At 62.8% G+C, this 24,227-nt stretch carries 22 protein-coding genes, 1 tRNA gene and 1 other RNA gene; 13 read left to right on the top strand and 11 right to left on the bottom strand.

Features of this window, described 5'->3' with window-relative positions:
• Window positions 1–57 precede the first annotated feature (57 nt).
• Together SynPROSU1_RS01085 and SynPROSU1_RS01080 are read left to right on the top strand one after the other, a co-directional pair.
• Window positions 58–1,482 (top strand): NADP-dependent isocitrate dehydrogenase, encoded by a 1,425-nt coding sequence (locus SynPROSU1_RS01085; protein ID WP_186571167.1) that lies wholly within the window; start codon window positions 58–60, stop codon window positions 1,480–1,482.
• A gap of 34 nt (window positions 1,483–1,516) precedes the next feature.
• Window positions 1,517–2,875, top strand: coding sequence for a (Fe-S)-binding protein (locus SynPROSU1_RS01080; RefSeq protein ID WP_186571166.1), 1,359 nt, complete (start codon window positions 1,517–1,519; stop codon window positions 2,873–2,875).
• Here the strand turns inward: SynPROSU1_RS01080 and SynPROSU1_RS01075 are convergent.
• Complete coding sequence (locus SynPROSU1_RS01075) at window positions 2,774–4,120, bottom strand: four-carbon acid sugar kinase family protein (RefSeq protein WP_186571165.1); 1,347 nt, start codon at window positions 4,118–4,120, stop codon at window positions 2,774–2,776. The genes SynPROSU1_RS01080 and SynPROSU1_RS01075 overlap by 102 nt on opposite strands.
• A gap of 14 nt (window positions 4,121–4,134) precedes the next feature.
• On the opposite strand from SynPROSU1_RS01075, the gene SynPROSU1_RS01070 reads away from it, so the two are divergent.
• A complete protein-coding gene (locus tag SynPROSU1_RS01070; RefSeq protein ID WP_186571164.1) occupies window positions 4,135–5,286 on the top strand; it encodes an FAD-binding oxidoreductase in 1,152 nt (383 codons plus the stop codon).
• On the opposite strand, the gene SynPROSU1_RS01065 is transcribed toward SynPROSU1_RS01070, so the two are convergent.
• Together SynPROSU1_RS01065 and SynPROSU1_RS01060 are read right to left on the bottom strand one after the other, a co-directional pair.
• The gene (locus tag SynPROSU1_RS01065; RefSeq protein ID WP_255444727.1) at window positions 5,271–6,125 is read right to left on the bottom strand and encodes a galactose mutarotase; all 855 of its coding nucleotides are present in this window, start codon (window positions 6,123–6,125) and stop codon (window positions 5,271–5,273) included. The two genes, SynPROSU1_RS01070 and SynPROSU1_RS01065, sit on opposite strands and share 16 nt — an antisense overlap.
• Before the next feature lie 28 nt (window positions 6,126–6,153).
• On the bottom strand, window positions 6,154–7,074 hold the full coding sequence (locus SynPROSU1_RS01060) for an alpha/beta fold hydrolase (RefSeq protein WP_370586235.1): 921 nt from the start codon (window positions 7,072–7,074) through the stop codon (window positions 6,154–6,156).
• 36 nt (window positions 7,075–7,110) lie between these two features.
• Here SynPROSU1_RS01060 and SynPROSU1_RS01055 point away from each other — a divergent pair, with 36 nt between their 5' ends.
• A complete protein-coding gene (locus SynPROSU1_RS01055; RefSeq protein WP_186571163.1) occupies window positions 7,111–7,428 on the top strand; it encodes a hypothetical protein in 318 nt (105 codons plus the stop codon).
• A gap of 3 nt (window positions 7,429–7,431) precedes the next feature.
• On the opposite strand, the gene SynPROSU1_RS01050 is transcribed toward SynPROSU1_RS01055, so the two are convergent.
• Window positions 7,432–8,805 (bottom strand): cation:proton antiporter, encoded by a 1,374-nt coding sequence (locus SynPROSU1_RS01050; RefSeq protein WP_186571162.1) that lies wholly within the window; start codon window positions 8,803–8,805, stop codon window positions 7,432–7,434.
• Window positions 8,806–9,019: 214 nt separating this feature from the next.
• On the opposite strand from SynPROSU1_RS01050, the gene SynPROSU1_RS01045 reads away from it, so the two are divergent.
• From SynPROSU1_RS01045 to SynPROSU1_RS01035, 3 genes are read left to right on the top strand one after another with little or no spacing between them, the layout of a single operon-like run.
• Window positions 9,020–11,449, top strand: a complete 2,430-nt coding sequence (locus SynPROSU1_RS01045; protein WP_186571161.1) for a phosphoketolase — start codon at window positions 9,020–9,022, stop codon at window positions 11,447–11,449.
• Window positions 11,450–11,509: 60 nt separating this feature from the next.
• The gene (locus SynPROSU1_RS01040) at window positions 11,510–14,032 is read left to right on the top strand and encodes a glycogen/starch/alpha-glucan phosphorylase (RefSeq protein ID WP_186571160.1); all 2,523 of its coding nucleotides are present in this window, start codon (window positions 11,510–11,512) and stop codon (window positions 14,030–14,032) included.
• The gene (locus SynPROSU1_RS01035; RefSeq protein WP_186571159.1) at window positions 14,032–15,108 is read left to right on the top strand and encodes an acetate/propionate family kinase; all 1,077 of its coding nucleotides are present in this window, start codon (window positions 14,032–14,034) and stop codon (window positions 15,106–15,108) included. The genes SynPROSU1_RS01040 and SynPROSU1_RS01035 overlap by 1 nt, the downstream gene beginning before the upstream one ends.
• Here SynPROSU1_RS01035 and SynPROSU1_RS01030 read toward each other — a convergent pair.
• From SynPROSU1_RS01030 to SynPROSU1_RS01020, 3 genes are all read right to left on the bottom strand, one after another.
• Window positions 15,091–15,555, bottom strand: a complete 465-nt coding sequence (locus SynPROSU1_RS01030; protein WP_186571158.1) for a hypothetical protein — start codon at window positions 15,553–15,555, stop codon at window positions 15,091–15,093. The two genes, SynPROSU1_RS01035 and SynPROSU1_RS01030, sit on opposite strands and share 18 nt — an antisense overlap.
• Before the next feature lie 37 nt (window positions 15,556–15,592).
• The gene (locus SynPROSU1_RS01025; RefSeq protein WP_186571157.1) at window positions 15,593–15,919 is read right to left on the bottom strand and encodes a hypothetical protein; all 327 of its coding nucleotides are present in this window, start codon (window positions 15,917–15,919) and stop codon (window positions 15,593–15,595) included.
• Between the two features lie 93 nt (window positions 15,920–16,012).
• A tRNA-Arg gene (locus SynPROSU1_RS01020) sits at window positions 16,013–16,086 on the bottom strand.
• A gap of 38 nt (window positions 16,087–16,124) precedes the next feature.
• On the opposite strand from SynPROSU1_RS01020, the gene rnpB reads away from it, so the two are divergent.
• Window positions 16,125–16,516: RNase P RNA component class A (gene rnpB, locus SynPROSU1_RS01015), an RNA gene on the top strand.
• A gap of 27 nt (window positions 16,517–16,543) precedes the next feature.
• Complete coding sequence (rnc, locus tag SynPROSU1_RS01010; RefSeq protein ID WP_186571156.1) at window positions 16,544–17,269, top strand: ribonuclease III; 726 nt, start codon at window positions 16,544–16,546, stop codon at window positions 17,267–17,269.
• Here rnc and SynPROSU1_RS01005 read toward each other — a convergent pair.
• Window positions 17,227–18,054 (bottom strand): ion transporter, encoded by an 828-nt coding sequence (locus SynPROSU1_RS01005; RefSeq protein ID WP_186571155.1) that lies wholly within the window; start codon window positions 18,052–18,054, stop codon window positions 17,227–17,229. The two genes, rnc and SynPROSU1_RS01005, sit on opposite strands and share 43 nt — an antisense overlap.
• A gap of 4 nt (window positions 18,055–18,058) precedes the next feature.
• Complete coding sequence (locus tag SynPROSU1_RS01000; RefSeq protein WP_186571154.1) at window positions 18,059–18,244, bottom strand: NAD(P)H dehydrogenase subunit NdhS; 186 nt, start codon at window positions 18,242–18,244, stop codon at window positions 18,059–18,061.
• A 55-nt stretch (window positions 18,245–18,299) separates the two neighbouring features.
• Here SynPROSU1_RS01000 and rimM point away from each other — a divergent pair, with 55 nt between their 5' ends.
• Together rimM and SynPROSU1_RS00990 are read left to right on the top strand one after the other, a co-directional pair.
• Window positions 18,300–18,833 carry a ribosome maturation factor RimM gene (gene rimM, locus SynPROSU1_RS00995; protein WP_186572166.1) on the top strand — a complete coding sequence of 178 codons (534 nt, stop codon included), beginning with the start codon at window positions 18,300–18,302 and terminating at the stop codon, window positions 18,831–18,833.
• 75 nt (window positions 18,834–18,908) lie between these two features.
• Entirely contained in the window at window positions 18,909–20,369 is a 1,461-nt protein-coding gene (locus tag SynPROSU1_RS00990) for a mannose-1-phosphate guanylyltransferase/mannose-6-phosphate isomerase (RefSeq protein ID WP_186571153.1), read from the top strand.
• A 3-nt stretch (window positions 20,370–20,372) separates the two neighbouring features.
• Here the strand turns inward: SynPROSU1_RS00990 and glmS are convergent, their stop codons facing one another.
• Complete coding sequence (gene glmS / locus SynPROSU1_RS00985) at window positions 20,373–22,262, bottom strand: glutamine--fructose-6-phosphate transaminase (isomerizing) (protein ID WP_186571152.1); 1,890 nt, start codon at window positions 22,260–22,262, stop codon at window positions 20,373–20,375.
• Window positions 22,263–22,317: 55 nt separating this feature from the next.
• The gene (gene psaC / locus SynPROSU1_RS00980) at window positions 22,318–22,563 is read right to left on the bottom strand and encodes a photosystem I iron-sulfur center protein PsaC (protein WP_006850103.1); all 246 of its coding nucleotides are present in this window, start codon (window positions 22,561–22,563) and stop codon (window positions 22,318–22,320) included.
• A 146-nt stretch (window positions 22,564–22,709) separates the two neighbouring features.
• On the opposite strand from psaC, the gene acpP reads away from it, so the two are divergent.
• Complete coding sequence (gene acpP, locus SynPROSU1_RS00975) at window positions 22,710–22,952, top strand: acyl carrier protein (protein ID WP_011363161.1); 243 nt, start codon at window positions 22,710–22,712, stop codon at window positions 22,950–22,952.
• A gap of 8 nt (window positions 22,953–22,960) precedes the next feature.
• Window positions 22,961–24,208 (top strand): beta-ketoacyl-ACP synthase II, encoded by a 1,248-nt coding sequence (fabF, locus tag SynPROSU1_RS00970; RefSeq protein ID WP_186571151.1) that lies wholly within the window; start codon window positions 22,961–22,963, stop codon window positions 24,206–24,208.
• Window positions 24,209–24,227 lie beyond the last annotated feature (19 nt).

Here is a 24,227-nt window from a genome sequence, read left to right as displayed (position 1 = left end):
ACCGTAGGGCTCCCGGCTCGGTCATAGGCTCGGCCTGCTGACGCCCGACCAACCGCCATGGCCCAGTTCGAGAAGCTCACCGCCCCCAGCCAGGGCACACCAATCCGCTTCGAGAACGGTCAGCCCGTGGTGGCCGACAACCCGATCATTCCCTTCATCCGGGGTGATGGCACTGGCGTGGACATCTGGCCCGCCACCATGAAGGTGCTGGATGCGGCCGTGGCCAAGGCCTATGGCGGCAGCAAAAGCATCGAATGGTTCAAGGTGTATGCCGGCGATGAAGCCTGCGATCTCTACGGCACCTACCAGTACCTTCCGGAAGACACCCTCGAGGCGATCCGCACGTATGGGGTAGCGATCAAAGGCCCCCTCACCACACCGGTGGGCGGCGGCATCCGCTCGCTGAACGTGGCCCTGCGCCAGATCTTTGATCTGTATTCCTGCGTGCGTCCCTGCCGCTACTACGAAGGCACCCCAAGCCCCCACAAGCGTCCCCAGGATCTGGACGTGATCGTCTACCGAGAGAACACCGAAGACATCTATATGGGGGTGGAATGGGAAGCCGATGACGCCGTCGGCCAGGAGTTGCGCAAGCATCTCAACGAGGTGGTGATCCCCGCCAACGGCAAGCTGGGCAAGCGCCAGATCCCTGAGGGATCCGGCATCGGCATCAAGCCAGTGAGCAAGGCCGGCAGCCAGCGCCACATCCGCAAGGCGATCCAGCACGCCTTGCGTCTTCAAGGCAACAAGCGCCACGTGACCCTGGTGCACAAGGGCAACATCATGAAATTCACGGAAGGAGCCTTCCGTGACTGGGGCTATGAACTGGCCACCACCGAATTCCGTGACGTGTGCATCACCGAGCGGGAGAGCTGGATCCTCGGCAACCTCGAGAAGGATCCCAATCTGAGCGTGCAGGCCAACGCCCGCATGATTGAGCCGGGCTACGACAGCCTCACTCCTGAGAAAAAGGCCGACATCGATGCCGAGGTGCAGGCGGTGATCGACGCCATTGGCAACAGCCACGGTGGCGGCAAGTGGAAAGAAATGGTGCTGGTGGACGACCGCATTGCCGACAGCATCTTCCAGCAGATCCAGACCCGGCCTCAGGAGTATTCGATCCTCGCCACGCTCAACCTCAACGGCGACTACATCTCCGATGCCGCGGCCGCCATGGTGGGCGGTCTGGGCATGGCCCCCGGCGCCAACATCGGCGAGAACGCTGCCATCTTCGAAGCCACCCACGGCACTGCCCCGAAACACGCCGGTCTCGATCGGATCAACCCGGGCTCGGTGATCCTCAGCGGGGTGATGATGCTGGAGTTCCTTGGCTGGCAGGAGGCCGCCGACCTGGTGACCAAGGGCCTCAGTGCCGCCATTGCGGACAAGCAGGTCACCTACGACCTGGCCCGACTGATGGAACCCCAGGTGGATCCGGTGAGCTGCAGCGGTTTCGCTGAAGCGATCATCCAGAGGTTCTGATCACGAGAGCTGCCATTCACGCCAGACTCAGGCGATGGCCTCTCCCACCCAGCTTCCTGGTCTACCGCCTGGCGCCGCGGACCCCTGCGTGCACTGCGGCTTCTGCTTGCCCACCTGTGCCAGCTATCGCGTGCTGGCCAGTGAGATGGACTCCCCCCGCGGCCGCATCCATGCACTGCGGGCGATCGAAGCCGGTGAACTGGAACTGGATGCCACGGTGGCGAGCCATTTCGACACCTGCCTGGGCTGCTTCGCCTGCGTCTCCGCTTGCCCTTCGGGGGTGCGCTACGACCAGCTGATCGAGGCCACCCGTCCAAAACTGATCAATGCCGGGCAACGCAGCGCCTGGCAGACCAGCTTCCGCCAGTTGCTGTTGCAGGTACTTCCCTATCCAGGTCGCCTGCGAGCCCTGCTGCAACCCTTGCGGGCCTACACCGGTACACCGCTCCAGGCCCTGGCCCGCCGCACAGGGCTCACCCGTTTGTTTGGCCCTGAGATCGAAGCGATGGAGAGGTTGCTGCCGCCCCTGGCAGCGGAGGCCTTCAGCGATCAGTTGCCTCTGATCAACCCCGCCAAAGCTGAACGCCGCGGCCGCGTAGCGCTGCTGCTGGGCTGCGTACAGCGCTGCTTCGATCCCAGCGTGAGCACGGCAACAGTCAAGGTGCTGCAGGCCAACGGCTTCGAGGTGGTGATTCCACAGGAGCAGGGCTGCTGCGGTGCCGTGAGCCATCACCAAGGAGAGCTGGAACTCACCCGCCAACTTGCGGCCGACCTGGTGCGAAGCATGAACGCTATTGAGGGAGATCTGGATGCAGTGTTAGTGGCCGCCTCCGGCTGCGGCCACACAATGAAGGCCTACGGCGAGCTGCTGAACGGCGACATCCAATTCCGTGCGCCGGTGCTGGATGTGCAGGAGTTCCTGGCTGACCGCGGCCTCCTGGAGACGTTCCGCACGCAATTGCAACCTCTTCCCGGGATCGTGGCCATGCACGACGCCTGCCACATGATTCACGGCCAGGGAATCCATTCCCAGCCCCGCCAGCTGTTGCGGGCCATCCCCGACATCCAACTCCGGGAGGCGACCGAGGCTGGGGTCTGCTGCGGCAGTGCCGGCATCTACAACCTTGTGCAGTACGAGGAAGCCGCCGAACTGGGCCGAATCAAAGCCGATGACCTCAGCGGTACCGGCGCTGCATTCGTAGCGAGCGCCAACATCGGTTGCACCCTGCAACTGCGGCGGCACCTGGGCGATTGCGCCCGAGTGCAGCACCCAATGGAACTGCTGGCAGCCTCAGCCGGCCTCCATCCGCTGCCAGGCGTCCCGCAAAGTGTCAGCAGTGCCGAGATTGCCGGGAAAGGTGAGAATCGGCAGGCCACGGCAGGGCCCCGCTGACGGCCTCACCAGCGACAGCCCAGGCAGCAGCTGACCTTCCAACTGCACCGACTGAAGGGCCAGGCCTCGGGCCAACAGCGTCTGGGTGGTGATGCCGCCTTTGCTGATCAAATAACCCAAATCTGGGGTGAGGGCAGCTGCCAGTCGTCCCATCAACTCCGCCAAAGCGCAAGACAACTGCCGGCCCTCCCGCTCCGAGGCACAGCGCAGCTCACCGCGGCTGCTGAACAGCACCGGTGTGGCGTCAGCCTCGAGCACCGCTCGCAGCTGCTTCAGCCAGACCCGCTCCAGATCCGTCAGCAGCAGATCGGGCGTTGGTCCCTCCAGCACCCGAGCGATGCGATGCACTGGCAGCTCAACCCCTTGGCACCCCGGTTCCGCCAGCAGCTTCTCCAGCTGCTGATCCGCCAAGGGCACATGGGAGCCCACCATCACAAGTCCCGGTTGGGATGTGCCGTCGTCAGCCCGTCTCCGCAACGCCGCCAAGCCCTTGGGATCGAACGGCGGCGGGCCTGGATCCGCCAGCGCCTTGACCATGCTGGCGGCGGAGCGGAACAGAAACCGTTTCTTCCCCTGGAGGGCGCGCACCGCTGCGGCCAAAGCGTTGAGCTGCTCCTGACGCTCGGCATCCACCACCACCGATGCATTGGCCTGAAGAGAACGGAGGCGATTGATCAACAGCGGCAAGCCCGCACCACAGGAGGCATCGAGCTCCCGGCCAGACATCCGCTGCACCGAAGCCGCGGCAATGGCCCCATCGCTTTTCTCCTCCAGCCAGCAGGCCAGATCACTGCTGCTGAAACCAAACAGCCGGTCCTGAGCAAACGGCGTGGTGTGCACCGGTTCGCCGTGGAGGAGATGCACCCCATTCACGGTGGTGCGACCCCCTTCCAGAAAAGCCGGCACATGAAAAGTGGCATCAAAGGGGCCGAAGGATGCCTGCAGGGCCTCCGGTTCCACCACCCCATGGCCGCGCAGGGTGGAATCGCCACGACTGACCAACAGCACCTGGTCACGCGCCAACCCCTCCCGCTGCAACGCCTGGTCCAACGCAGCGGCAATGCTGCGGTTGCGTTCGGCTGCATCCTCTGGCGTCAGCGCCCGCGTGTCCGCCAGCAGAAACAACAACGGCGACGCATGGCGCAGCCCCCGGCGCAGGGTGTCGACATCCCACCGCAACAAGAGCGGACAGCTGTGCACCGTCTGTGAGCCGGTGGGATCGTCGTCAATGACCACAACCTTCATGGCACCATCGTGCCGTGAGCCATTCCCCCGCCAACCGCAGCGATCTGATCAACCTGGTGCGCCAGTGGCATCAGAGCGCCACACCCTGGAGTCCCAGTGGCCTGGGAACTCGCCTGGACTGGGGCCCGCCGCTGCATCCCAGCCACGAGGTGCTCTCCTGTCGCCACCTCAACCGGGTGATCGACCATGCCGTGGACGATCTGACCATCACGGTGGAAGCCGGCCTGCCACTGCAGGACCTGCAGGATCTGCTGGCGGAACAGGGCCAATGGCTGCCGGTTGACTGGCCTCGAGCCGGAGCTCCCGGAAGCATCGGCGGCCTGGTGGCCAGGGGTCTGGCGGGGGGACTGCGTCAACGCCATCTGGGGGTGCGCGATCAGATCATCGGGATCGGCCTGTTACGGACTGATGGCGTCGAAGCCCGAGCCGGTGGACGGGTGGTGAAAAACGTGGCGGGCTACGACCTGATGCGGCTGCTCTGCGGCAGCTGGGGAAGCCTGGCACTGATCACCGAACTCACCCTGCGGCTGCAGCCGGTGCGCTCTGCCCGAAGCAGCCTGCTCGTGGATGGAGACCTCGCCGCGCAAGACGACTTCCGCAATGCAGTTCTGCGCTCCAGCCTGACCCCAGAACGCTGTGACTGGATCAACAGCGGCGATGGCTCCTGGCGGCTGCGGCTTGTGGTGAGCAGCGTGTCGGACCAGGCGGTGGAAGACCAGCTGCTGCGGCTCGAAACGTTGGCGCTGAACCAGCCGCTCAGTACAGAACGGCAGGCTTGCGCTGATCCCCTGACCACCCCCATCGATGCCAGCCCCTCGGCGCAGCTGCTGCGGCTGGTGCTGCCGCCGGCCCAATTGCAGGAGTTGTTGCAGGACGAGGCCATGACGGCCCTGAAGTCGTGGTGCTGGGAGCTGGCCGCCGGAGCCGGCTGTGGTGATGGCTGGTGCGATGCAGCGACACCGGATCACCAGCTGCAAGCACTGCGCCGCAGCGTGAGTCGCCTCGGCGGCGAAATGACGCTGTTAAAACGCACCGCTAGATCGACCATGCCAGCTTGGGTTGACCGGCCCTCCCGATCGCTGATCGAAGCGGTGAAACGCCAATTCGATCCCAAGCTGCAACTCAGCCGCGGCCGGCTCCCCGGGGTGGATCAGGAGACGCTGTAGCGACAGGCGAGGGTCTGCTCAGCACCAGGCTCCAGCACCAGTTTTCGATCACCGCTGATCAAAGCCTGGCGCGGACCCGTCCAGGGTTCCAAGCAAACCATCGGGCGGGGGGGCTCGGTCCAGACGACCGTGAGATCCATCGGATCCTGGTGCTGGAGCTGCAGCTGGGCACCGTTGGTGTCATCGATCAGAGTGACAGCACCGGCTGGACGGCAGAGGAAATCCACCCCCTCGGGCAACCGGGTGAGCTGATCAGCCGTGGCGGCATCCGCCATCTCCAGATGGTTGAGACAGCGCTCCGCCAAGCCCGTGAGACGGGTCTGGGCCAGATCACTCACATTGAAGTAGGGATGCAGCCCATAACTGAACGGCATCACTGCAGCGCTGCGGTTGTGGATGGTGGTGCTGATCTCCAACGCACCATCAACCGGCCGCACCTCCATCTCCACCAGGAAAGCGAAGGGGAAAGCCTTGAGCGTTTCATCGGTGCTGGAAAGGCTGAGACGCACCCCGTTCTGGTCATCAAGCAGCTGCAAATTCCAGGGAAGATTCCGGGCAAAGCCATGCTGCTGGAGCGTGTGGTCGACGCCATCAACGGTGAGCAGGTCGCCGGGAAGGTTGCCGCAAATGGGGAACAACACCGGAATGCCACCGCGAATGCTGTTCGCAGGATCGGCATAGCGGTCCTGATCGAAATAAAGCACTTCGCGTTCACCGCAACGCCACTCGCTGACGATTCCTCCCCGCTCGGGGATGATCCGCAGCCGGTCACCGCTGGTGGGGTGCACATACTCCCAATGGGCATAGGGAGCAGCTTGCTGGGTGAGGGTCATCGGCATCCGCCAGGTTGCGGAAAGTCTGGCCCAATCAAATAGCGGCGTGATCAGGTTTTGTCGGTGCTGTGGCCGACGTCAAACCCGCAAGCCACTCCAAAAGAGCTGCATTCACCTGATCCGGCACCTCATCATGGGGGCAGTGCCCTGCCTCCAACACCACCTCTGTGGTGGCAGCCGGCGCATGGCGCTGGAAAGTGGAGCGGCGACCGGGGGCATTGATCCAGGGATCACGGATGCCCCAGAGCAGCAGCAGCGGCGCCGTGAGTTCCGCGAAAAGCTCATCGAGGGGCTGACCGCGGGGGATATCGAAGACGGTGCGGAACACCCCGAAGGCACCGGGATCCAGCGACGGGCGGCGGATCGACTCCACCAGCCAGTCATCGACGTTGGTTTTGTCCACATACACCTGGTTGAGGGTGCGGCGGATCGTGGCCCGACGGCGAAGGTTCTCGAACATCAGCCGCTGCAGCACCGGGCTCTTGAGCAGCGCCGTGCCGATGCTCTGGCGGGCGATCGCCCCCCAACCTTGCGGAGGTTTCTGCTCGTCACTGAAGGGACCGGCAGCATTGAGCAGCACAACACCCGCACAATCAGAGCCCAATGCGGCCCCGGCGGCGAGGGCTGCAAACCCGCCGAGGGAATTGCCGGCAATCACGGTCGGGCGACCGATTCGTTCACGCACGTAGGCCACCAGCTGATCGCGCCAAAGGGCACCGCCATAGTTGAGCTCCGCCGGCTTGGCACTCCTGCCGAAGCCCAGCAGATCGATGGCGTGCACGGCATGGGTCTGGGCCAACACGGGGATGTTGTGACGCCAGTGATCCGTGGACGCCCCGAAACCGTGCACCAACAGAAGGGCCGGGCGATCTTCAGAGGCATCAGGCTGTTGCTGCACCGCATGAACGGTGTGGCCGAGATGGTTCCAGGGCGTGGACTCCACAACGTCGCGCAAGAGCCGCGATGCTAGGCAGCAGTTTCGGGGATCTGGATGCAGGAGACCGGTGTATTCATCAGCCCCCTCGCCGATGGAGGGATCTGGCGGGGTGCCCTGCTCTGGGCCATTGCCCTTTACATCCCCTTGAGTGCACCTCTGGCAGCCTTTGAGGCCAGCCTTGCGGACAGCCCTCTGCCTCAGCTGTGGCGCCAGATTGTGCTGGTGACCAGCAGTCTTCTGCTGGCGCTGGTGGTGGGGCTGATTACGCAACTCGGGGCCAGCTGGGCTCTCGGACCAGGCTGGGCCTCCAGCCTGGCGGCCATCGCCATTGGCTGGAGCCTTCTATTGGTTGCCTTCAATCGGGAGGATTAACGCTCAGTTGCCAGCCAGTGGATCAGCGGCAAATTCTTCAGGCACCTGATTGCCATCCTCTGGGGGCTTGCCCTTCAGAACGATGCGCAGCAGCACCGGCGCGAGGAAGGTGGTGCCAATCACCATCAGAAGGATGGCCGCCTCAAGGCTAGGGCTGAGCAGGCCGGATGCTGTTCCCAAGCCCAAGAAAATCAAGCCGACTTCGCCTCGGGGCATCATTCCCAGACCAACCACAAGATGATTGGTCTTTTCCTTGCCGAAGATGGCCCAGCCTGCGGCCACCTTGCCAATGATCGCCACCACAAAGAGGAAGGCAGCCACCACCAGAGCGGAACGGGCACCGGGTTCAGAGGGATTGATGACTGACAGATCCATGCCGGCACCCACCAGCACAAAGAAGACGGTGGCGAAAAGCCCAACGATGGGGGTCACCGCCGCCTGAATCTCGTGGCGGTGCTTGGACGTGCTGGCAATCAAGCCAGCGGCGAAAGCCCCGAGCGCAGCTTCCAGACCGATGGCAGACGCCACAAAGCAGCTGGCGGCGAGCAGCAGATAAGACCCGATCAGTTTGGCGCCGGGGGCTTTGAGCTGATCAATCACCCAGTCGAAGGCAGGAGCTGCCTTTTGGCTCAAAAGCAGCGCCACCACCACAAAAAGCACAGCTGCCACCACCAGCTGAACGATGGGGCCAACCTCCAGGCTGCCGCCGGCGGCCAGGGACACCACGATGGCCAGGATGACGATGCCGAGGATGTCGTCAAGGACGGCGGCGCCGATCACGATCTGCCCCTCGCGCGTCCGCAAATATCCCAATTCTCCGAAGACGCTGGCGGTGATGCCGATGCTGGTGGCCGTCATCGAGGCACCGGCAAAGATGGCTGGGATCGCATCCACATGGAAGATCGCCATCAGACCAAGGGTGCCAAGGGCGAAGGGCAGCACCACACCCACCACAGCGACGCTGAAGGCCTGGGCACCCACCGCCATCAGTTCCTCCAGCTCACTCTCGAGACCGGTGAGGAAAAGCAGGGAGTAGAGACCCAACGTGGCCACTGCCTGCAGGGCACCGAAGCTCTCGTTGTAGAGAGTTGGGATTTCCTCCACCGGCACATGCGACAGGCTGGAGACCACTTCTGAGAAGGCTCCTGAGAGCTGCACCTGGGTCTCCGGCGGCACCAAAAGGTGCAGGCCCGAGGCGCCGATCAGCACGCCAGCCAGCAGTTCACCAAGAATGGTGGGGAGCTCAAAGCGAACCAGCACCTCCGCTAGGGAGCGGGCCGCTACAAAGATCAGCATGAAGCGAAGGACGCCGATCAGCGTTTCCGCCAACTCGAGGTCATGGCTGCTGATTTCGCTCAGCAGGGTGGGCAACAGCATCACGCCGGGCATCTCTCACGCCGAACCTTAGTGGTGATTCCGCCGACGAACTGTTCGCTGAATGATCCCGATTGACCGGGAATGTTGTAGTGGCGCGATGCGGCACTGGCAGGTTGTGTCGCGATGGCTACGGTCCAAATATCCCCAACAGGCGATCTGGTAGCACACCCAGGGCCTGACGGTGATTTGACGTTGCATGGCGCCCTCAACACCCATGACCACTGCCCCCCATCAAGCATCCCTGGCGCCGGTCTCGGCCCCAAGCGACGAGGAACTGCATCTACTCGACGCCTACTGGCGCACGGCCAACTATCTGGCCGTGGGAATGATCTATCTGCAGGACAATCCCCTGCTCAAAGAGCCCCTTCATCCTGACCACATCAAAAATCGCTTGTTGGGGCACTGGGGCTCCAGCCCAGGCCAGGCCTTCATCTGGACCCATGCCAATCGGCTGATCAACAAATACGACCTGGACATGATCTACATGTCCGGTCCAGGTCATGGAGCTCCTGGCGCCCGGGGGCCGGTGTACATCGACGGCAGCTACAGCGATCGTTATCCCGACAAATCCCTCGACGCCGAAGGACTGCGCAAGTTCTTCAAAATGTTCTCCTTCCCCGGTCACATCGGCAGCCACTGCACTGCCGAAATGCCCGGCTCCATTCATGAAGGCGGCGAACTCGGCTATGTGCTCTCGCACGCCTGTGGTTCGGTGCTCGACAACCCCGAGCTGATCACCATCGCTTGCGTGGGTGATGGTGAAGCTGAAACAGGCCCGCTGGCCACCAGCTGGCACATCAACAAATTCATCAACCCAATCCGCGACGGCGCCGTTCTGCCGATTCTTCACCTGAACGGCTACAAGATCGCCAACCCAACGATCCTCAGCCGGATCGATCACGAGGAACTGGAGAACCTGTTCAAGGGATACGGCTGGACGCCGATCTTCGTTGAAGGATCCGATCCGATCACGATGCATCGCGAGATGGCGGTGGCCTTTGAGCAGGCCGTGCTCGAGATCAAAGCTGTGCAGGAACAGGCCCGCAGCAACGGGGAAGCCTTCCGTCCGCGCTGGCCAATGATCGTGCTGCGGTCCCCCAAGGGATGGACCGGCCCCAGCGACATCGACGGGAAAAAAATCGAGAACTTCTGGCGCTCGCACCAGGTTCCCGTTGCTGACGTGAAAACCAACGAGAGCCACCTGCGGCTGCTCGAAGACTGGATGAAGAGCTATCGCCCGGAGGAGCTGTTCGACGACAACGGCGCCGTGCGTGAGCACATCCGCGCGCTCTCCCCAACAGGCAAGCGCCGGATGGGCAGCAACCCCCACACCAACGGCGGTGTACTGCGCAAAGACCTGCTCTTCCCTGCGATCGAGAGATATGCCGTTGATGTGCAGAGCCCTGGCAGCAGCGAAGTTGAAAACACCTACCCCCTGGGAGAGGTGATCCGCGATCTGATTCGAGAGAACCCCGGCGGCTACAGGCTCTTCGGACCGGACGAAACCCACTCCAACCGACTGCAGGCGGTCTACGAGACCACCAAGAAAGTGTGGATGGCCAACTTTCTGCCCGAGGATCTCAACGGCAGTGAACTTTCCCGCGATGGCTCGGTGATCGAGATGCTCTCTGAACACACCCTCGTGGGAATGATGGAGGGCTATTTGCTCACCGGTCGTAACGGCTTCTTCCACACCTACGAAGCCTTCGCCCACGTGATCAGCTCGATGTACAACCAGCACTGCAAGTGGCTGGAACACTGCGAGGAGATCCCCTGGCGCGCCCCAATCGGACCCTGGAACTGTCTGATTTCCTCCACTGTCTGGCGGCAGGACCACAACGGCTTCACCCACCAGGATCCCGGCTTCATGGATCTGGCCGGCAACAAAAAAGGGTCGATCACCCGGGTCTATTTGCCCGCTGATGCCAACAGCCTTCTCGCTGTCGCCGAGAACGCCCTTACCGAAACCAACGTCTCGAACATCATCGTTTGCGACAAGCAGAAACATCTGCAATACCTGACATTGGATCAGGCGCGTCGCCATGTGGCGAAGGGCATCGGCATCTGGGATTGGGCCTGCAACGACGACTGCGGCACCGACCTTGATGAACCGGATGTTGTGCTCGCTTCCGCCGGTGACATCCCCACCAAGGAATGCCTGGCAGCGATCGAAATCCTGCGAGAGCAGATCCCACAGCTCAAGGTTCGCTACGTGAACGTGGTGAAACTGTTCTCGCTGGCCCCCTCCAGCGAACACCCCCAGGGTCTCAGAGAAGAGGATTTCACGAGCCTATTCACGCCAGACAAACCGGTGATTTTCAACTTCCACGGTTACCCGTGGCTGATTCACCGGCTCACCTACCGCCGAACAAACCATGCCAACTTCCACGTTCGCGGTTACAAGGAGAACGGCAACATCAACACTCCGCTGGAACTGGCCATCAGCAACCAGATCGACCGCTTCAACCTGGTGATCGATGTGATCGACCGGGTTGACAAACTCGGGTCACGTGCCGCTCACATCAAGGAGCGGATGAAAGACGAGATCCAGAAACACCGCTGCTACGCCTACACCCACGGCATGGATGCACCGGAGATCAATAACTGGCGCTGGACTTTCGGCCACGGAGGGTCCAACACCTGACCCGTCAGCACCATCCATCCCATGGGGGGAGTCAACGCTCTCCCCTTTCCCCCTCCTGCCATGACCACCGCCCAACCCTTCGATCTGCGTCTGCCGACACCCGGTTGTTACAACGACCCTGAGCGCGCCGGCCTGGATGCCAAGAGTGTGTTCGACGGCATGACCGAACACCTGTTCTTCACGCTCGGCAAGCTCGCTCCCACCGCCAGCCGCCATGACCTCTACATGGCCCTGAGCTATGCGGTGCGCGACCGGCTGATGATGCGCTACCTCGCCACCACCGAGGCGATGCGGGCCCACCCCCAGAAATCGGTGGCCTATCTCTCGGCGGAATTCCTGATCGGTCCTCAGCTCCACAGCAACCTGCTGAACCTGGGGATCCAGAAGGAGGCCGAGGACGCGCTGAAGAATTTCGGCATTGAGTCGCTACAGCAGATCCTGGATGTGGAGGAGGAGCCAGGGCTGGGCAACGGCGGTCTCGGCCGTTTGGCGGCTTGTTATATGGAGTCGTTGGCGAGCCTGAAGATTCCAGCCACCGGCTACGGGATCCGCTATGAGTTCGGCATCTTCGACCAGCTGATCCGCGATGGCTGGCAGGTGGAGATCACCGACAAATGGCTCAAAGGCGGCTGGCCCTGGGAACTGCCTCAGCCCGATGAGGCCTGCTTCGTGGGCTTCGGTGGCCGCACCGAGAGCTACATCGACGACAAAGGTAACTACCGCTCGCGCTGGATTCCTGCGGAACACGCGATCGGCATCCCCCATGACGTGCCGGTGCTTGGGTATCGGGTCAACATCTGCGACCGGCTGCGCCTCTGGCGTGCCGATGCCACCGAAAGCTTTGATTTCTATGCCTTCAACATCGGCGACTACTACGGCGCCGTTGACGAAAAGGTGGGCAGCGAAACGCTTTCCAAGGTGCTGTATCCCAACGACGGCACCGACGAAGGCCGGCGGCTGCGCCTGAAGCAGCAGCACTTCTTCGTCAGCTGCTCCCTTCAGGACATGCTGCGCAGCCTCGACAACCGTGGGCTGGCCGTTGAAGACTTCCCCAGCTACTGGACGGTTCAGCTCAACGACACCCATCCCGCCATCGCCGTGGCGGAGCTGATGCGCCTGCTGATCGACGATCGGCACCTGGAGTGGGACAAGGCCTGGGACATCACCTCCCGCTCCGTGGCCTACACCAACCACACCCTGCTGCCCGAGGCTCTGGAAAAGTGGGATCTCGACCTGTTCAGCAGCCTGCTGCCCCGCCATCTCGAGCTGATTTACGAAATCAACCGGCGTTTCCTGCAACAGGTGCGACTGCGCTACCCCGGCAACGACGCCATCCAGCGCAAGCTCTCGATCATCGATGAAGAGGGCAGCAAAGCCGTGCGCATGGCGCACCTGGCAACGATTGGCGCTCACCACGTGAACGGTGTGGCAGCCCTGCATTCCGATCTAGTGAAAAGCGACCTGCTGCCGGATTTCGCAGCACTCTGGCCGGAGAAGTTCACCAACGTCACCAATGGCGTCACCCCACGCCGCTGGGTGGCCTTGGCCAACCCCGAGATGTCCGCCCTACTGGATGAGCACGTGGGCCCCGACTGGATCTCCAACATGGAGAACCTGCACAAACTGGAGGAGCATCAGAACGACCAGGGCTTCCTCGAGCTCTGGGGCAACACCAAACTGTCGGTGAAGCGCAAGCTGGCGACCTACATCCACCGCAACACCGGCGTGCTGGTGGATCCCTCCAGCCTGTTCGACGTGCAGGTGAAGCGCATCCACGAATACAAGCGCCAGCACCTCAATGCCCTGCAGGTGATCACCCAGTACCTGCGGATCAAAAACGGCCAGACCGACGGCATGGCCCCCCGCACCGTGATCTTCGGTGGCAAGGCCGCTCCGGGGTACTACATGGCGAAGCTGATCATCCGCTTCATCAACGGCATTGCCGACACCATCAACGCCGACCCGGACATGGATGGCCTGCTGCGGGTGGTGTTCCTGCCGGATTACAACGTGAAGCTGGGCGAGCAGGTCTACCCCGCCTCCGACCTCTCCGAACAGATCTCCACCGCTGGCAAGGAAGCCTCCGGCACCGGCAACATGAAGTTCGCCATGAATGGTGCCCTCACCATCGGCACCCTCGATGGAGCCAATGTGGAGATCCGCGAGCTGGTGGGAGGGGAGAACTTCTTCCTCTTCGGCAAGACCGTTGAGGAGATCACGGCCTTGAAGCAGGGCGGCTACCACCCAAGCGACGTCATCGCCGCGCTGCCGGAACTTCAGGAGGCCCTTCGGCTGATTGAGATGGGCCACTTCAGCAACGGTGACGGCGAACTGTTCCGCCCCCTGCTCGACAACCTCACTGGCAGCGACCCGTTCTATGTGATGGCCGACTACGCCGACTACCTACGGGCCCAAGAGGCGGTCAGCCGCGCCTGGAGCGATCGGATGCACTGGAATCGAATGTCGCTGCTCAACACGGCACGCACCGGGTTCTTCTCTTCCGACCGATCGATCAGCGAATACTGCAACAACATCTGGGCCGTGGATCCACTCAACGTGGAGATCACCTGCGACGTGCGCTGATGGGCGACCTCTGCCTGGTGATCAATCTGGGCAGTTCCAGCCTCAAGGCGGCCCTGGTGGACTCCACCGGGGCTTTCGTCTGGCATGAGGGGCGCAGCCTGGCCAAAGATGACGTGCTGGAAGACGTGCTCGACAGCTGGCTGACGCCGGCAATTGCGCCCCATGGGCACCGGCTGCAGCGCATCGGCCATCGCGTGGTCCACGGCGGGGAGCGGTTCACTGCACCGACACTGATCACGCCCGAGGTGGAATCCCGGCTCACAGAACTCATCCCTCTAGCCCCCCTGCACAACCCACCGGCATTAATAGGATTGGCCTGGGCACGACAGCGGGCACCGGACTGCCCGCAGTGGGCCTGCTTCGACACGGCCTTTCACAGCAGCCTGCCGGCGGCGGCCAGCACCTATGCCATTCCCCAGCAGTTGCGGGGCAAAGGTTTCCGCCGCTTCGGATTTCATGGCATCAACCACCAGCACGTGGCCGAATCGGTGGCGGAGCAATGGCGGCAGCAGGGCCGAGACCCGGCCAGCCTGCGGCTGATCAGTGCTCACCTGGGGGCCGGAGCCTCCCTGGCCGCCATCAAAGGCGGAATCTGCATCGACACCACCATGGGGTTCACCCCCTTGGAGGGGCTTGTGATGGCCACCCGCTCTGGCTCCATCGATCCTGGCCTGCTGCTGGAACTGATGCGTGAGGGATACAGCGCCGATGCCATGGCCGACATCCTGCAGAAGGACTCTGGCCTGAAGGGGCTATCGGGCCTGAGCGGAGACATGCGAGAGATCCGAGCTGCTGCCGGGAACGGCCACAACGGGGCGATCCGGGCCCTGAACGTGTTCCTTCACCGCCTGATTCAGTTGCTCGGGGCCATGGCCGCCAGCCTGCGCGGGGTGGATGTACTGGCCCTGACGGGCGGCATCGGCGAGCACGACCTGCAGCTGCAGAACGAACTGCGTCAGGCCTTGGCCTGGTGGGGAGACGTCGACGTGATTGTGGTTCCCGCTGATGAGGAGGGAATGATTGCCCGGCTGTGCCAGCGCCACAGCACTTCGGTGAAATCAGCTGCGATCGGGTAAGTCGGGCGTCTGATGCAACAAGCGGTTGAGCCGCAGACGGTCCACATTCAACGGGTCAGGAGCCAACTCACCGGCCAGTTCACGGAACTTATGCTCGATCTCTTCCGGGACGCGCACATCAAACACCCGTTCCATCAAGGCCTCGATTGAAAACAGATGGGCGTTGATGTTCTCCAGATCAGCAATGGCCTGTTGGAGTGAATCACCTGATTCTTCCGGAACTGGAGGTCCGGCGGCTGCAGACTTGGCAGCTGCTTCGGCGGTCTGGCGGGACCCATGTTGCTTCTGCAGATCCTCCAGCACCCGGCCCGAAAGTGTGCGGAACGACTGGAGTGCTGCCCAGTTGAGTTCCTGCTGCTGACGAAGGGTGGGCGATTCCCGGATCAGCCGATCATGCTCCCGGTAAAACCGTTGGCAATCCGGGCACTGGCAGGGCTCTTCCGGCAATGCAGTCCCTCGCGGTCATTCCCCACTATGCCACTGATCAAGCCGCCTGAGGTCCAAAGTCCTCCTCTGCCTGGGGGCCATCCTCACCAGCCGTGTCGGGCAAAGGGATCTCAATCGAGGACACCACACCGATGACGTCACGCAGTCGCATCGAATCTGCAAACCAACCCATGGCCTGTTCGGTGTCTCCCCGACGTTCGGCATCACTGGCCTGATCCTCATGGGCTTCGGCCAGCAAAGCCAGCCAGCAGAGGCAGCGGGCCTGCACCACGGATAGATCCAGATCCGTGGGCTGGGATTCAGCAATCCGTTCGCTTTCCTGCTGCACCAACAGCCTCAGACGCAGATCGTGAAGCTGGGTCATGGCACCCACACCCGGTTAGGGCAACCCTAGCGGTGGTGAGCGATCTGCCCACCCCACCAGATGTAGCGCTTACTACGTCTTCGGTGATTCTCACGGGGCTGGCGGGACTCGAACCCACGACCTACGGTTTAGGAAACCGTCGCTCTATCCAGCTGAGCTACAGCCCCAGACCTCTGAATTATGCCCACGAGGCATGATGAGATCTGAAAGCAGGCGAGGTGGTTGCGGCCGATCTCTTTGAGTGTCGGCTGAGGAAAGTCCGGGCTCCCTGATGGCCAGGCTTGCTGGGTAACGCCCAGTGCGGGTGACCGTGAGGAGAGTGCCACAGAAACACACCGCCGATGGCCGGTTCGCTGGCACAGGCAAGGGTGCAAAGGTGCGGTAAGAGCGCACCAGCAGCATCGAGAGGTGCTGGCTCGGTAAACCCCGGCTGGGAGCAAGGCCAAGGAACGACGGCTGGCCATTGGCCCCGTTCCGCTTGAACGCGCCGCTCGAGGCCGTCGGCAACGGCGGTCCCAGATAGATAGCCACCCACCCTCTGCAGATCAAACTCTGTGGTGGCGTGAACAGAACCCGGCTTATGTCCTGCTTTCAACCCCCTATCAGTGTTGCTCAGGAGTGCCTGTGGATCCATCCCGCGCCGCAGAGCTCACCGGCCTGATCCAGCGCCTGGACGCTGAAGTCCCAATCGACCCGGAACTGCTGGCCCAGGTGGATCAGGCCCTCACCCACGTCTCGACAGGTCGCGCCCGCAACCTGGAACGGCTGGAATTCCTCGGCGATGCGGTGCTGCGGCTCGCCGCCACCGAATTCATCGACCGCCACCATGCCGATCTCGCGGTGGGTGCCTGCTCGAACCTGCGGGCCCAGCTGGTCAGCGATCGCTGGCTGGCGGATGTGGGTGCAACGCTTGCCATCGAACAACACCTGCTGCTGGGACGGCACGCCCAGGGGGATCGTTCTGCTCAATCCAGGCTGCGGGCCGATGCCACCGAAGCGCTCATCGGTGCCTTGTACACGGCCCTTGGCGACCTTGAGGCGATTCACCGCTGGCTCACCCCCCACTGGCGGGCCACAGCCCAAGCGATGCTGGCCACCCCCCATCAGTTCAACGGCAAAACAGCCCTGCAGGAGTGGAGCCAGGGCCAGGGGCTGGGACTGCCCCAGTACTTCACCGAGGAATGCAACCGCCAGCACGGCGACCCTGAGCGCTTCCGTTGCCGGGTGAGCGTCGACAACAAGGAGCTGGCCGAAGCAAAGGGCCGCTCCCGCAAGGAAGCGGAGCAAATCGCGGCGGCAACCGCCCTTCAGATCCTGGAGGGCAGCAAGGCACCGCAGGAATCGCAATGACGGGCATCCCTGCGGTGCCCCTGACGCCCACAGCTGCCGCAGGTCACATCCACCCCTTTCTGCTGGTGATGCCGCACTCCCGACACCGTCAAAATCCCGGTGGGGATGGCAATGATGCCGAAACCCAAGAGCATCACCACCGAGGCCAGCAAACGCCCCAGTTCCGTCTGAGGCACCACATCGCCGTACCCAACCGTGGTCATCGTCACGATCGCCCAGTAGACGCCACTCGCCACCGTCTGGAACTGGGAATCCGGCCGGACACTCTCGATCACGAAGATGCTGTAGCCGAGAACGACCTGCAGCAGAAACACAAAGAACAGAAAGACGCCAATGGTGCGAGCACTTCCCCGCAGCGCCTGGCCCAGAACGCGAGCCTCATCAATGAACTTGAGCAGCTTGAACACCCGCAGGATGCGGCCGAACTTGAACACCCAAAGCAACAGCTCACTGCGCACCTGCGGCACGAAAAAGAACAGCACCGCTGAGGCGTCGATCAAGCCGGTGAAGCTGAACAAATAGCGGCGGGGCTGTTCCACCAAAGCCAGATGCAGCACAAAATCAGCGGCAAACACCGCCAGGCAAACGTTCTGCACCAAATCGATCCAGAGCACATCCGTCTGGCGCAGGGCTGAATTGCCCAAGGGATCGGGTTCCAGCAACAAAGCCAGAACGCTCAACAGGATCGCCCCGAAGATGACGGCGTTATAGGCCTTGCCCGCTGGAGTGCTGGCTTCCAGCACCGTGGCCCGCAGGCGTTGACGCAAGCTGCGGTCCGCGTCCATTGCCCTAAGCCGGCTGGAGGTCTTTCAAACGCAGGGTGACCAACTTGTCCCAGTTGCCACCTTCAAACAAGACGGCCGCGCGATCTCCGCTGATCCGCTGCACGAAGCCGGTGTAACCGTTGTAAATCGAGGTGGCATCGGCCACGGTCACGGTGGAGCCGGGGAGGATCGGAGCAGCTGCAGACGCCATGGCTCGGTCGCGAACGGATCTGGCGCCATTATCGGCAGAGTGTGCGGCGGATGGCATGGCAGAAAGCGACGACTGGCTCAGCGTCGGCAAGATCGTTGGGGTTCAGGGGCTGCAGGGGGAACTGCGGGTGAACCCCGCCAGTGATTTCCCTGAGCGCTTCACGGCACCAGGGCCCCGATGGCTGCGCAGCCGCCAGGGGGGTGAGCCCACGGAAATCCAACTCAAAAAAGGCCGGCAACTGCCGGGCAAGTCGCTGTTTGTTGTGCGCTTTGAGGGAATCAACAACCGCGGAGCCGCTGAAGCCCTCGTAGGGCAAGAGCTACTGGTGTCGGCAGATGATCGCCCCGAGTTGGAGGAGGGAGAATTTCACCTGCTCGATCTGGTCGGGCTGGACGCACGGCTCTCAGCCGCCGGCCCCAGCATCGGCAGCGTGACGAACCTGATCAGCGGCGGCAACGATCTGCTGGAGGTGACCACAGCCGACAGCCGCAAGCTGCTGATCCCCTTTGTGGAGGCGATCGTGCCGGAAGTGCATCTCAACGAGGGCTGGTTGCTGATCACCCCTCCGCCTGGCCTCCTGGAGCTCTGAAGCAAACCCATCGCACCAGGGCATCGACAGAAGCCCCTGGGGCAAGCGAATCTGGGTCACCGCTTTCAGGACGAGATGGCCGCCACACCGCTGATTCCTGTGATCCTCTGCGGAGGAACCGGCACACGGCTGTGGCCGCTATCGCGGGCGAGTTATCCCAAGCAATACTGGCCGCTCAGTGGTGACGGCGAAGCAACGCTGCTGCAGCAGACCCAACAACGGCTCCATGGCCTGGACGCCCTGGCAGCTCCCCTGCTGATCTGCAACGAGGACCACCGCTTCATCGTGGCCGAACAGATGCGGCAGATCGGGGTCGAACCGAACGCGATCCTGCTGGAGCCAATGGGCCGCAACACCGCCCCGGCGGTGACGGTGGCTGCGCTGCAGGCCACCTCCAATGGCGACGACCCCCTGCTGCTGGTGCTAGCGGCGGATCACCTGATCCGCGATGCCGCTCAATTCCGCCAGGTCATCGACGCGGGCCGCAAACCCGCTGAAGAGGGACGTCTGGTGACCTTCGGCATCGTGCCAACGGCGCCGGAAACCGGCTACGGCTACATCGAAGCCAGCGAACCCTTCAGCGCCGGTCGAGCCGAACACATGCCGATCAAGCGGTTTGTGGAGAAGCCCGACCAGGCCACAGCGGAACAGTTCCTCTCCACCGGCCGCTTCACCTGGAACAGCGGCATGTTCCTGTTCCGTGCCAGCGCCATGCTGGCGGAATTGGAGCGGCTGGCCCCGGAGGTGGTGAGCTGTTGCCGGGCAGCACTCGAGCAGGACACCGCAGACCTGGAATTTTTACGGCTGGAGCGGGAGGCCTTTGCCAAGTGCCCCAACGTGGCCATTGACGTGGCCGTGATGGAAAAAACGGAACTGGGCAGTGTGCTGCCGCTGGATGCGGGTTGGAGCGATGTCGGCAGTTGGAGTGCCCTTTGGGAAACCTCAGAACAGAGGGACGCCCAAGGAAACGTGCTTCAGGGCCACGTGATCGCCGAAGGCAGCCGTGACTGTTACTTGCGCAGTGAACACCGCCTGGTGGTGGGCTTGGGGATCGAGAACCTGGTGGTGGTGGAAACCGACGACGCTGTGTTGATTGCTGATCGCTCGAAGGCCCAAGAGATCAAGACCGTGGTGAAACAGCTGGAGGCCGACGGCAGCCCTGAGGGCAAGGCCCACCGCAAGATTTACCGGCCTTGGGGCTCCTACACCGGTGTGGTGGAGGACAGCCGCTGGCAGGTGAAGCGGATCTCGGTCAAACCCGGTGCCAGCCTTTCACTGCAAATGCACCACCACCGGGCTGAGCACTGGATCGTGGTGCGCGGAACAGCGATCGTCGAACGCGACGGCGAAGAGCAACTGCTGGGTGAGAACCAGAGCACCTACATCCCCCTGGGTTGCAAACACCGACTCAGCAATCCCGGAAAAATCCCCGTCGAGCTGATTGAGGTGCAAAGCGGGGAGTACCTCGGGGAAGACGACATCGTGCGCTTCGAGGATCGCTACGGCCGCAGCAATCTCAGCATCAGCGCCAGCTGAAGCTCATTCCACCGTGACGCTCTTGGCCAGATTGCGGGGTTGATCCACATCCAGGCCCCGATGGGCTGCGATGTGATAGCTCAGCAACTGCATCGGCACGACGGTAAGCAGGGGGCTGATCCACTCGCTCACCGAAGGCACCGGCAGCAGTTCGTCGAACAAATCAGTATCTGGCCCTTTGGGCGCAACCCCGATGAGTTGAGCATCGCGGGCCTTGGCTTCCTGAGCGTTGCTGAGCACCTTGTCGAACACCACACCGGGCACGGCGATGGACACCACCGGCACACGGGAATCGAGCAAGGCGATCGGGCCATGCTTCATCTCACCTGCCGGATAACCCTCGGCATGGATGTAGCTGATTTCCTTGAGCTTCAACGCCCCCTCCAAGGCAATCGGATAGTTGATGCCGCGTCCCAGGAAAATCACATCCTGGGTGTCGGCAAAGCGATGAGCCAGAGCCTCAGAACGCTGATCGTGCAGATCCACGAGCTGACGCAGCTGCTGAGGCAAGCCGCGAAGTTCATCGGCGAGAGCCTTGATCTCAGCAGCGGGGCGTGCGCCACGACGCGCAGCAAACGCCATAGCAAGGCCATAGAAAGCCAGCAATTGCCCCAGGAAGGTCTTGGTGGCAGCCACACCCACTTCAATACCGGCGCCGATGTCGAGGATGTGGGGCACCTGGCGCGACAGCGAGCTCTCGGGTCGGTTGGTCACCCCCAACTGGCGAGGAGCAAAAGCCGGATCCCCATGGGCGCGCCTTCGCGCCGCCTCCATCGCCAGGGCAGCGAGGGTGTCGGCCGTTTCACCGGACTGGGTCACCCCGATCGTGAGGGTGTGGGGGGCCAGGGGCGGCGGGGCGTAGCGAAATTCACTGGCGTAGTGCACCGACGTGGGGATCCCGGCGAACTGCTCCAGCAGATAGGCCCCCACCATCGCGGCATGGCGACTGGTGCCGCAGGCCAGGATCTGAATCCGCTCAACCCCGGCATAAAACGCATCGTCCAAAGGCAGAGCCACCTGCTGATCAGCCGGCAGCCCCTGGGGGAGATGGCGTGCGACCCACAGCTCCGCCGTCTCCGGTTGCTCATGGATTTCCTTGAGCATGAAGTGACGGAACTCACGCTTGTCCGCCACGTGATCCACGCCACTGAGCTGGGTGGGCATGCGTTGCTGACGCACCCCTGAAGCGTCGTAAAGCTCAACGCCTAGTGGTGAAAGCAAGGCCACCTCACCGTCTTCCATCGGCAGGATCGTGCGGGTGAACCCCGCCAGTGCAGGCGTGTCGCTGGCACAGAGAAACTCCCCTTCACCCAAGCCGATCAAGAGGGGTGCCGCCTTGCGAGCCACCGCCAACGCCCCCGGAGCTTGATCCCAGATCACCGCCAGGGCGTAAGCCCCCTGCAGCTGAGGCAGCACGTGCTGCAGGGCCTCCAGCAACAACCCACCGCCTGGGGTTCCACCCGCGGCTTGCAACTGCTGCAGTTCTGCAGCCAGCAGATGCGGAATCACCTCCGTGTCCGTCTCCGACTGAAACACCACCCCCGCAGCCTCCAGCTGCTCCCGCAGGGAACGATGGTTCTCAATGATTCCGTTCTGCACCACGGCCACCGCCCCATCGCTGCTGCGGTGCGGGTGGGCATTGCGCTCCTCAGGCTTGCCATGGGTGGCCCAGCGGGTGTGGCCGATGCCGCATTGCCCGGGGGCCCCTTCCGTATCCACACAGGCGGTGAGATTGCGCAGCTTGCCTTTGGCCCGCAGACAGGTCAGCTCCCCCTGAGCGGCCACCGTGGCAATCCCGGCGGAGTCGTAACCGCGGTACTCCAGCTGGCGGAGACCCTCCAGGAGCTGGGGTGCCGCTTCTCTGGAGCCCACCAGGGCAACGATTCCGCACATACAAAAAAAAGCCCGGCTCAAGCCGGGCAGAGCTTATGAGGTGAAACGAATCAGATCAGTACGCCAGACCCATGGAGCGGGTGGTCTCATCTCCCAAGTAAACGCGGATGCTGAGGAAGTCGGTGGGGCAGGCCGTTTCACAGCGCTTGCAACCCACACAATCCTCAGTGCGTGGGGAGGAAGCAATCTGGCCGGCTTTACAGCCGTCCCAGGGCACCATCTCAAGGACGTCGAGAGGGCAGGCACGCACGCACTGGGTGCAGCCGATGCAGGTGTCGTAGATCTTGACGGCGTGGGACATGTGCCCGATGCATACGAAGGCTTGCGGCAAACGTACCCGTCCCTGGTCGGTCCATGGCCAGGCCGTCACCGTTGTTAACGGCGAGTCAATGGCGAAGGGACCACCGAAGGCGTGCCCGTAAGATGCAGCGTCCCGTTGCCACGGCTATGTCCCAGGAAGCGATTCTCGAGAAGGTGCGTTCGATCGTTGCGGAGCAACTGAGTGTTGATTCCGGTGAAGTGAAGCCTGAATCCAACTTTCAGAACGATCTGGGTGCTGATTCTCTGGACACCGTGGAACTCGTGATGGCCCTCGAAGAGGCCTTCGACATCGAGATCCCCGACGAGGCCGCTGAAGGCATCACCACCGTCGGCGACGCCGTCAAGTACATCGAAGACAAGCAGGCCTGAGCAACGCAATGGTGGATGGTCTCCATCGCGTCGTCATTACCGGCCTCGGCGCGGTCACACCGATCGGCAACACGGTTCAGGACTACTGGAACGGCCTTACCTCCGGCAGCAACGGAGTTGAGGCCATCACCCTGTTCGATGCATCCGAGCACGCCTGTCGCTTTGCGGCGGAGGTGAAGGATTTCGATCCGACAGGTTTCATCGAACCGAAGGAAGCCAAGCGCTGGGATCGGTTCTGCAAGTTCGGCGTGGTGGCAGCCAAACAGGCTGTGGCCCATGCAGGCCTTGAGATCAGCGAAGCGAATGCGGATCGGATCGGCACAATCATTGGCTCTGGCGTCGGCGGCCTGCTGACGATGGAAACGCAAGCTCACGTGCTTGAGGGTCGCGGCCCGGGACGGGTGAGCCCGTTCACGGTGCCAATGATGATCCCCAACATGGCCACAGGCTTGGCGGCCATTGCCTTAGGCACCAAGGGCCCCAGCTCAGCGGTGGCCACCGCTTGCGCCGCCGGCTCGAATGCCGTTGGCGATGCCTTCCGGTTGCTGCAGCTGGGCAAGGCAGATGCCATGGTCTGCGGTGGTGCCGAATCGGCGATCACACCCCTCGGGGTGGCCGGCTTCGCCAGCGCCAAGGCCCTGTCGTTTCGCAATGACGATCCGGCCACGGCCAGCCGTCCGTTCGACAAGGAGCGGGATGGCTTTGTGATCGGTGAAGGTGCAGGCGTTCTGGTGCTCGAAACCCTCGAGCACGCCCAAGCCCGTGGCGCCACGATCCTCGCTGAAGTGGTCGGTTACGGCATGACCTGCGACGCCCACCACATCACCTCACCCACACCGGGCGGCGTTGGTGGTGCGGAAGCCATGCGTCTCGCCCTGGCCGATGGCGGCATTGATCCTTCGGAGATCGACTACGTCAACGCCCACGGCACCAGCACTCCGGCGAACGACAAGAACGAGACCTCGGCGATCAAGAGCGCACTGGGCGACCGGGCGCTGCACATTCCCGTGAGCTCCACAAAATCGATGACCGGTCACCTGCTAGGTGGCTCCGGCGGCATTGAGGCCGTGGCCTGCGTGCTGGCGCTCCAACACGGCGTCGTGCCCCCCACGATCAACCACACCACCCCGGACCCCGACTGTGATCTGGATGTCGTGCCGAATCAGGCGCGGGATCAGACACTGGGAACCGTGTTGTCCAACTCCTTCGGCTTCGGCGGCCACAACGTCTGCCTGGCTTTCAAACGCGCCAGCTGAGCCTTCCCGCTCACGCTGT

The sequence above is a fragment of the Synechococcus sp. PROS-U-1 genome (assembly GCF_014279755.1).
Lineage (GTDB): Bacteria > Cyanobacteriota > Cyanobacteriia > PCC-6307 > Cyanobiaceae > Parasynechococcus.
The sequence above is the reverse complement of the archived record's forward strand: the minus strand, read 5'-3'. Positions and strand labels throughout refer to the sequence as shown.

What these genes read in the sequence shown, in the direction of transcription:
- SynPROSU1_RS01085 (WP_186571167.1), top strand. Translation starts at nt 58, where the DNA reads ATGGCCCAGTTCGAGAAGCTCACCGCCCCCAGCCAGGGCACACCAATC.
- SynPROSU1_RS01080 (WP_186571166.1), top strand. Translation starts at nt 1,517, where the DNA reads ATGGCCTCTCCCACCCAGCTTCCTGGTCTACCGCCTGGCGCCGCGGAC.
- SynPROSU1_RS01075 (WP_186571165.1), bottom strand. Translation starts at nt 4,120, where the DNA reads ATGAAGGTTGTGGTCATTGACGACGATCCCACCGGCTCACAGACGGTG.
- SynPROSU1_RS01065 (WP_255444727.1), bottom strand. Translation starts at nt 6,125, where the DNA reads ATGCCGATGACCCTCACCCAGCAAGCTGCTCCCTATGCCCATTGGGAG.
- SynPROSU1_RS01055 (WP_186571163.1), top strand. Translation starts at nt 7,111, where the DNA reads ATGCAGGAGACCGGTGTATTCATCAGCCCCCTCGCCGATGGAGGGATC.
- SynPROSU1_RS01050 (WP_186571162.1), bottom strand. Translation starts at nt 8,805, where the DNA reads ATGCTGTTGCCCACCCTGCTGAGCGAAATCAGCAGCCATGACCTCGAG.
- SynPROSU1_RS01045 (WP_186571161.1), top strand. Translation starts at nt 9,020, where the DNA reads ATGACCACTGCCCCCCATCAAGCATCCCTGGCGCCGGTCTCGGCCCCA.
- SynPROSU1_RS01040 (WP_186571160.1), top strand. Translation starts at nt 11,510, where the DNA reads ATGACCACCGCCCAACCCTTCGATCTGCGTCTGCCGACACCCGGTTGT.
- SynPROSU1_RS01035 (WP_186571159.1), top strand. Translation starts at nt 14,032, where the DNA reads ATGGGCGACCTCTGCCTGGTGATCAATCTGGGCAGTTCCAGCCTCAAG.
- SynPROSU1_RS01025 (WP_186571157.1), bottom strand. Translation starts at nt 15,919, where the DNA reads ATGACCCAGCTTCACGATCTGCGTCTGAGGCTGTTGGTGCAGCAGGAA.
- SynPROSU1_RS01005 (WP_186571155.1), bottom strand. Translation starts at nt 18,054, where the DNA reads ATGGACGCGGACCGCAGCTTGCGTCAACGCCTGCGGGCCACGGTGCTG.
- SynPROSU1_RS01000 (WP_186571154.1), bottom strand. Translation starts at nt 18,244, where the DNA reads ATGGCGTCTGCAGCTGCTCCGATCCTCCCCGGCTCCACCGTGACCGTG.
- rimM (WP_186572166.1), top strand. Translation starts at nt 18,300, where the DNA reads ATGGCAGAAAGCGACGACTGGCTCAGCGTCGGCAAGATCGTTGGGGTT.
- SynPROSU1_RS00990 (WP_186571153.1), top strand. Translation starts at nt 18,909, where the DNA reads ATGGCCGCCACACCGCTGATTCCTGTGATCCTCTGCGGAGGAACCGGC.
- glmS (WP_186571152.1), bottom strand. Translation starts at nt 22,262, where the DNA reads ATGTGCGGAATCGTTGCCCTGGTGGGCTCCAGAGAAGCGGCACCCCAG.
- psaC (WP_006850103.1), bottom strand. Translation starts at nt 22,563, where the DNA reads ATGTCCCACGCCGTCAAGATCTACGACACCTGCATCGGCTGCACCCAG.
- acpP (WP_011363161.1), top strand. Translation starts at nt 22,710, where the DNA reads ATGTCCCAGGAAGCGATTCTCGAGAAGGTGCGTTCGATCGTTGCGGAG.
- fabF (WP_186571151.1), top strand. Translation starts at nt 22,961, where the DNA reads ATGGTGGATGGTCTCCATCGCGTCGTCATTACCGGCCTCGGCGCGGTC.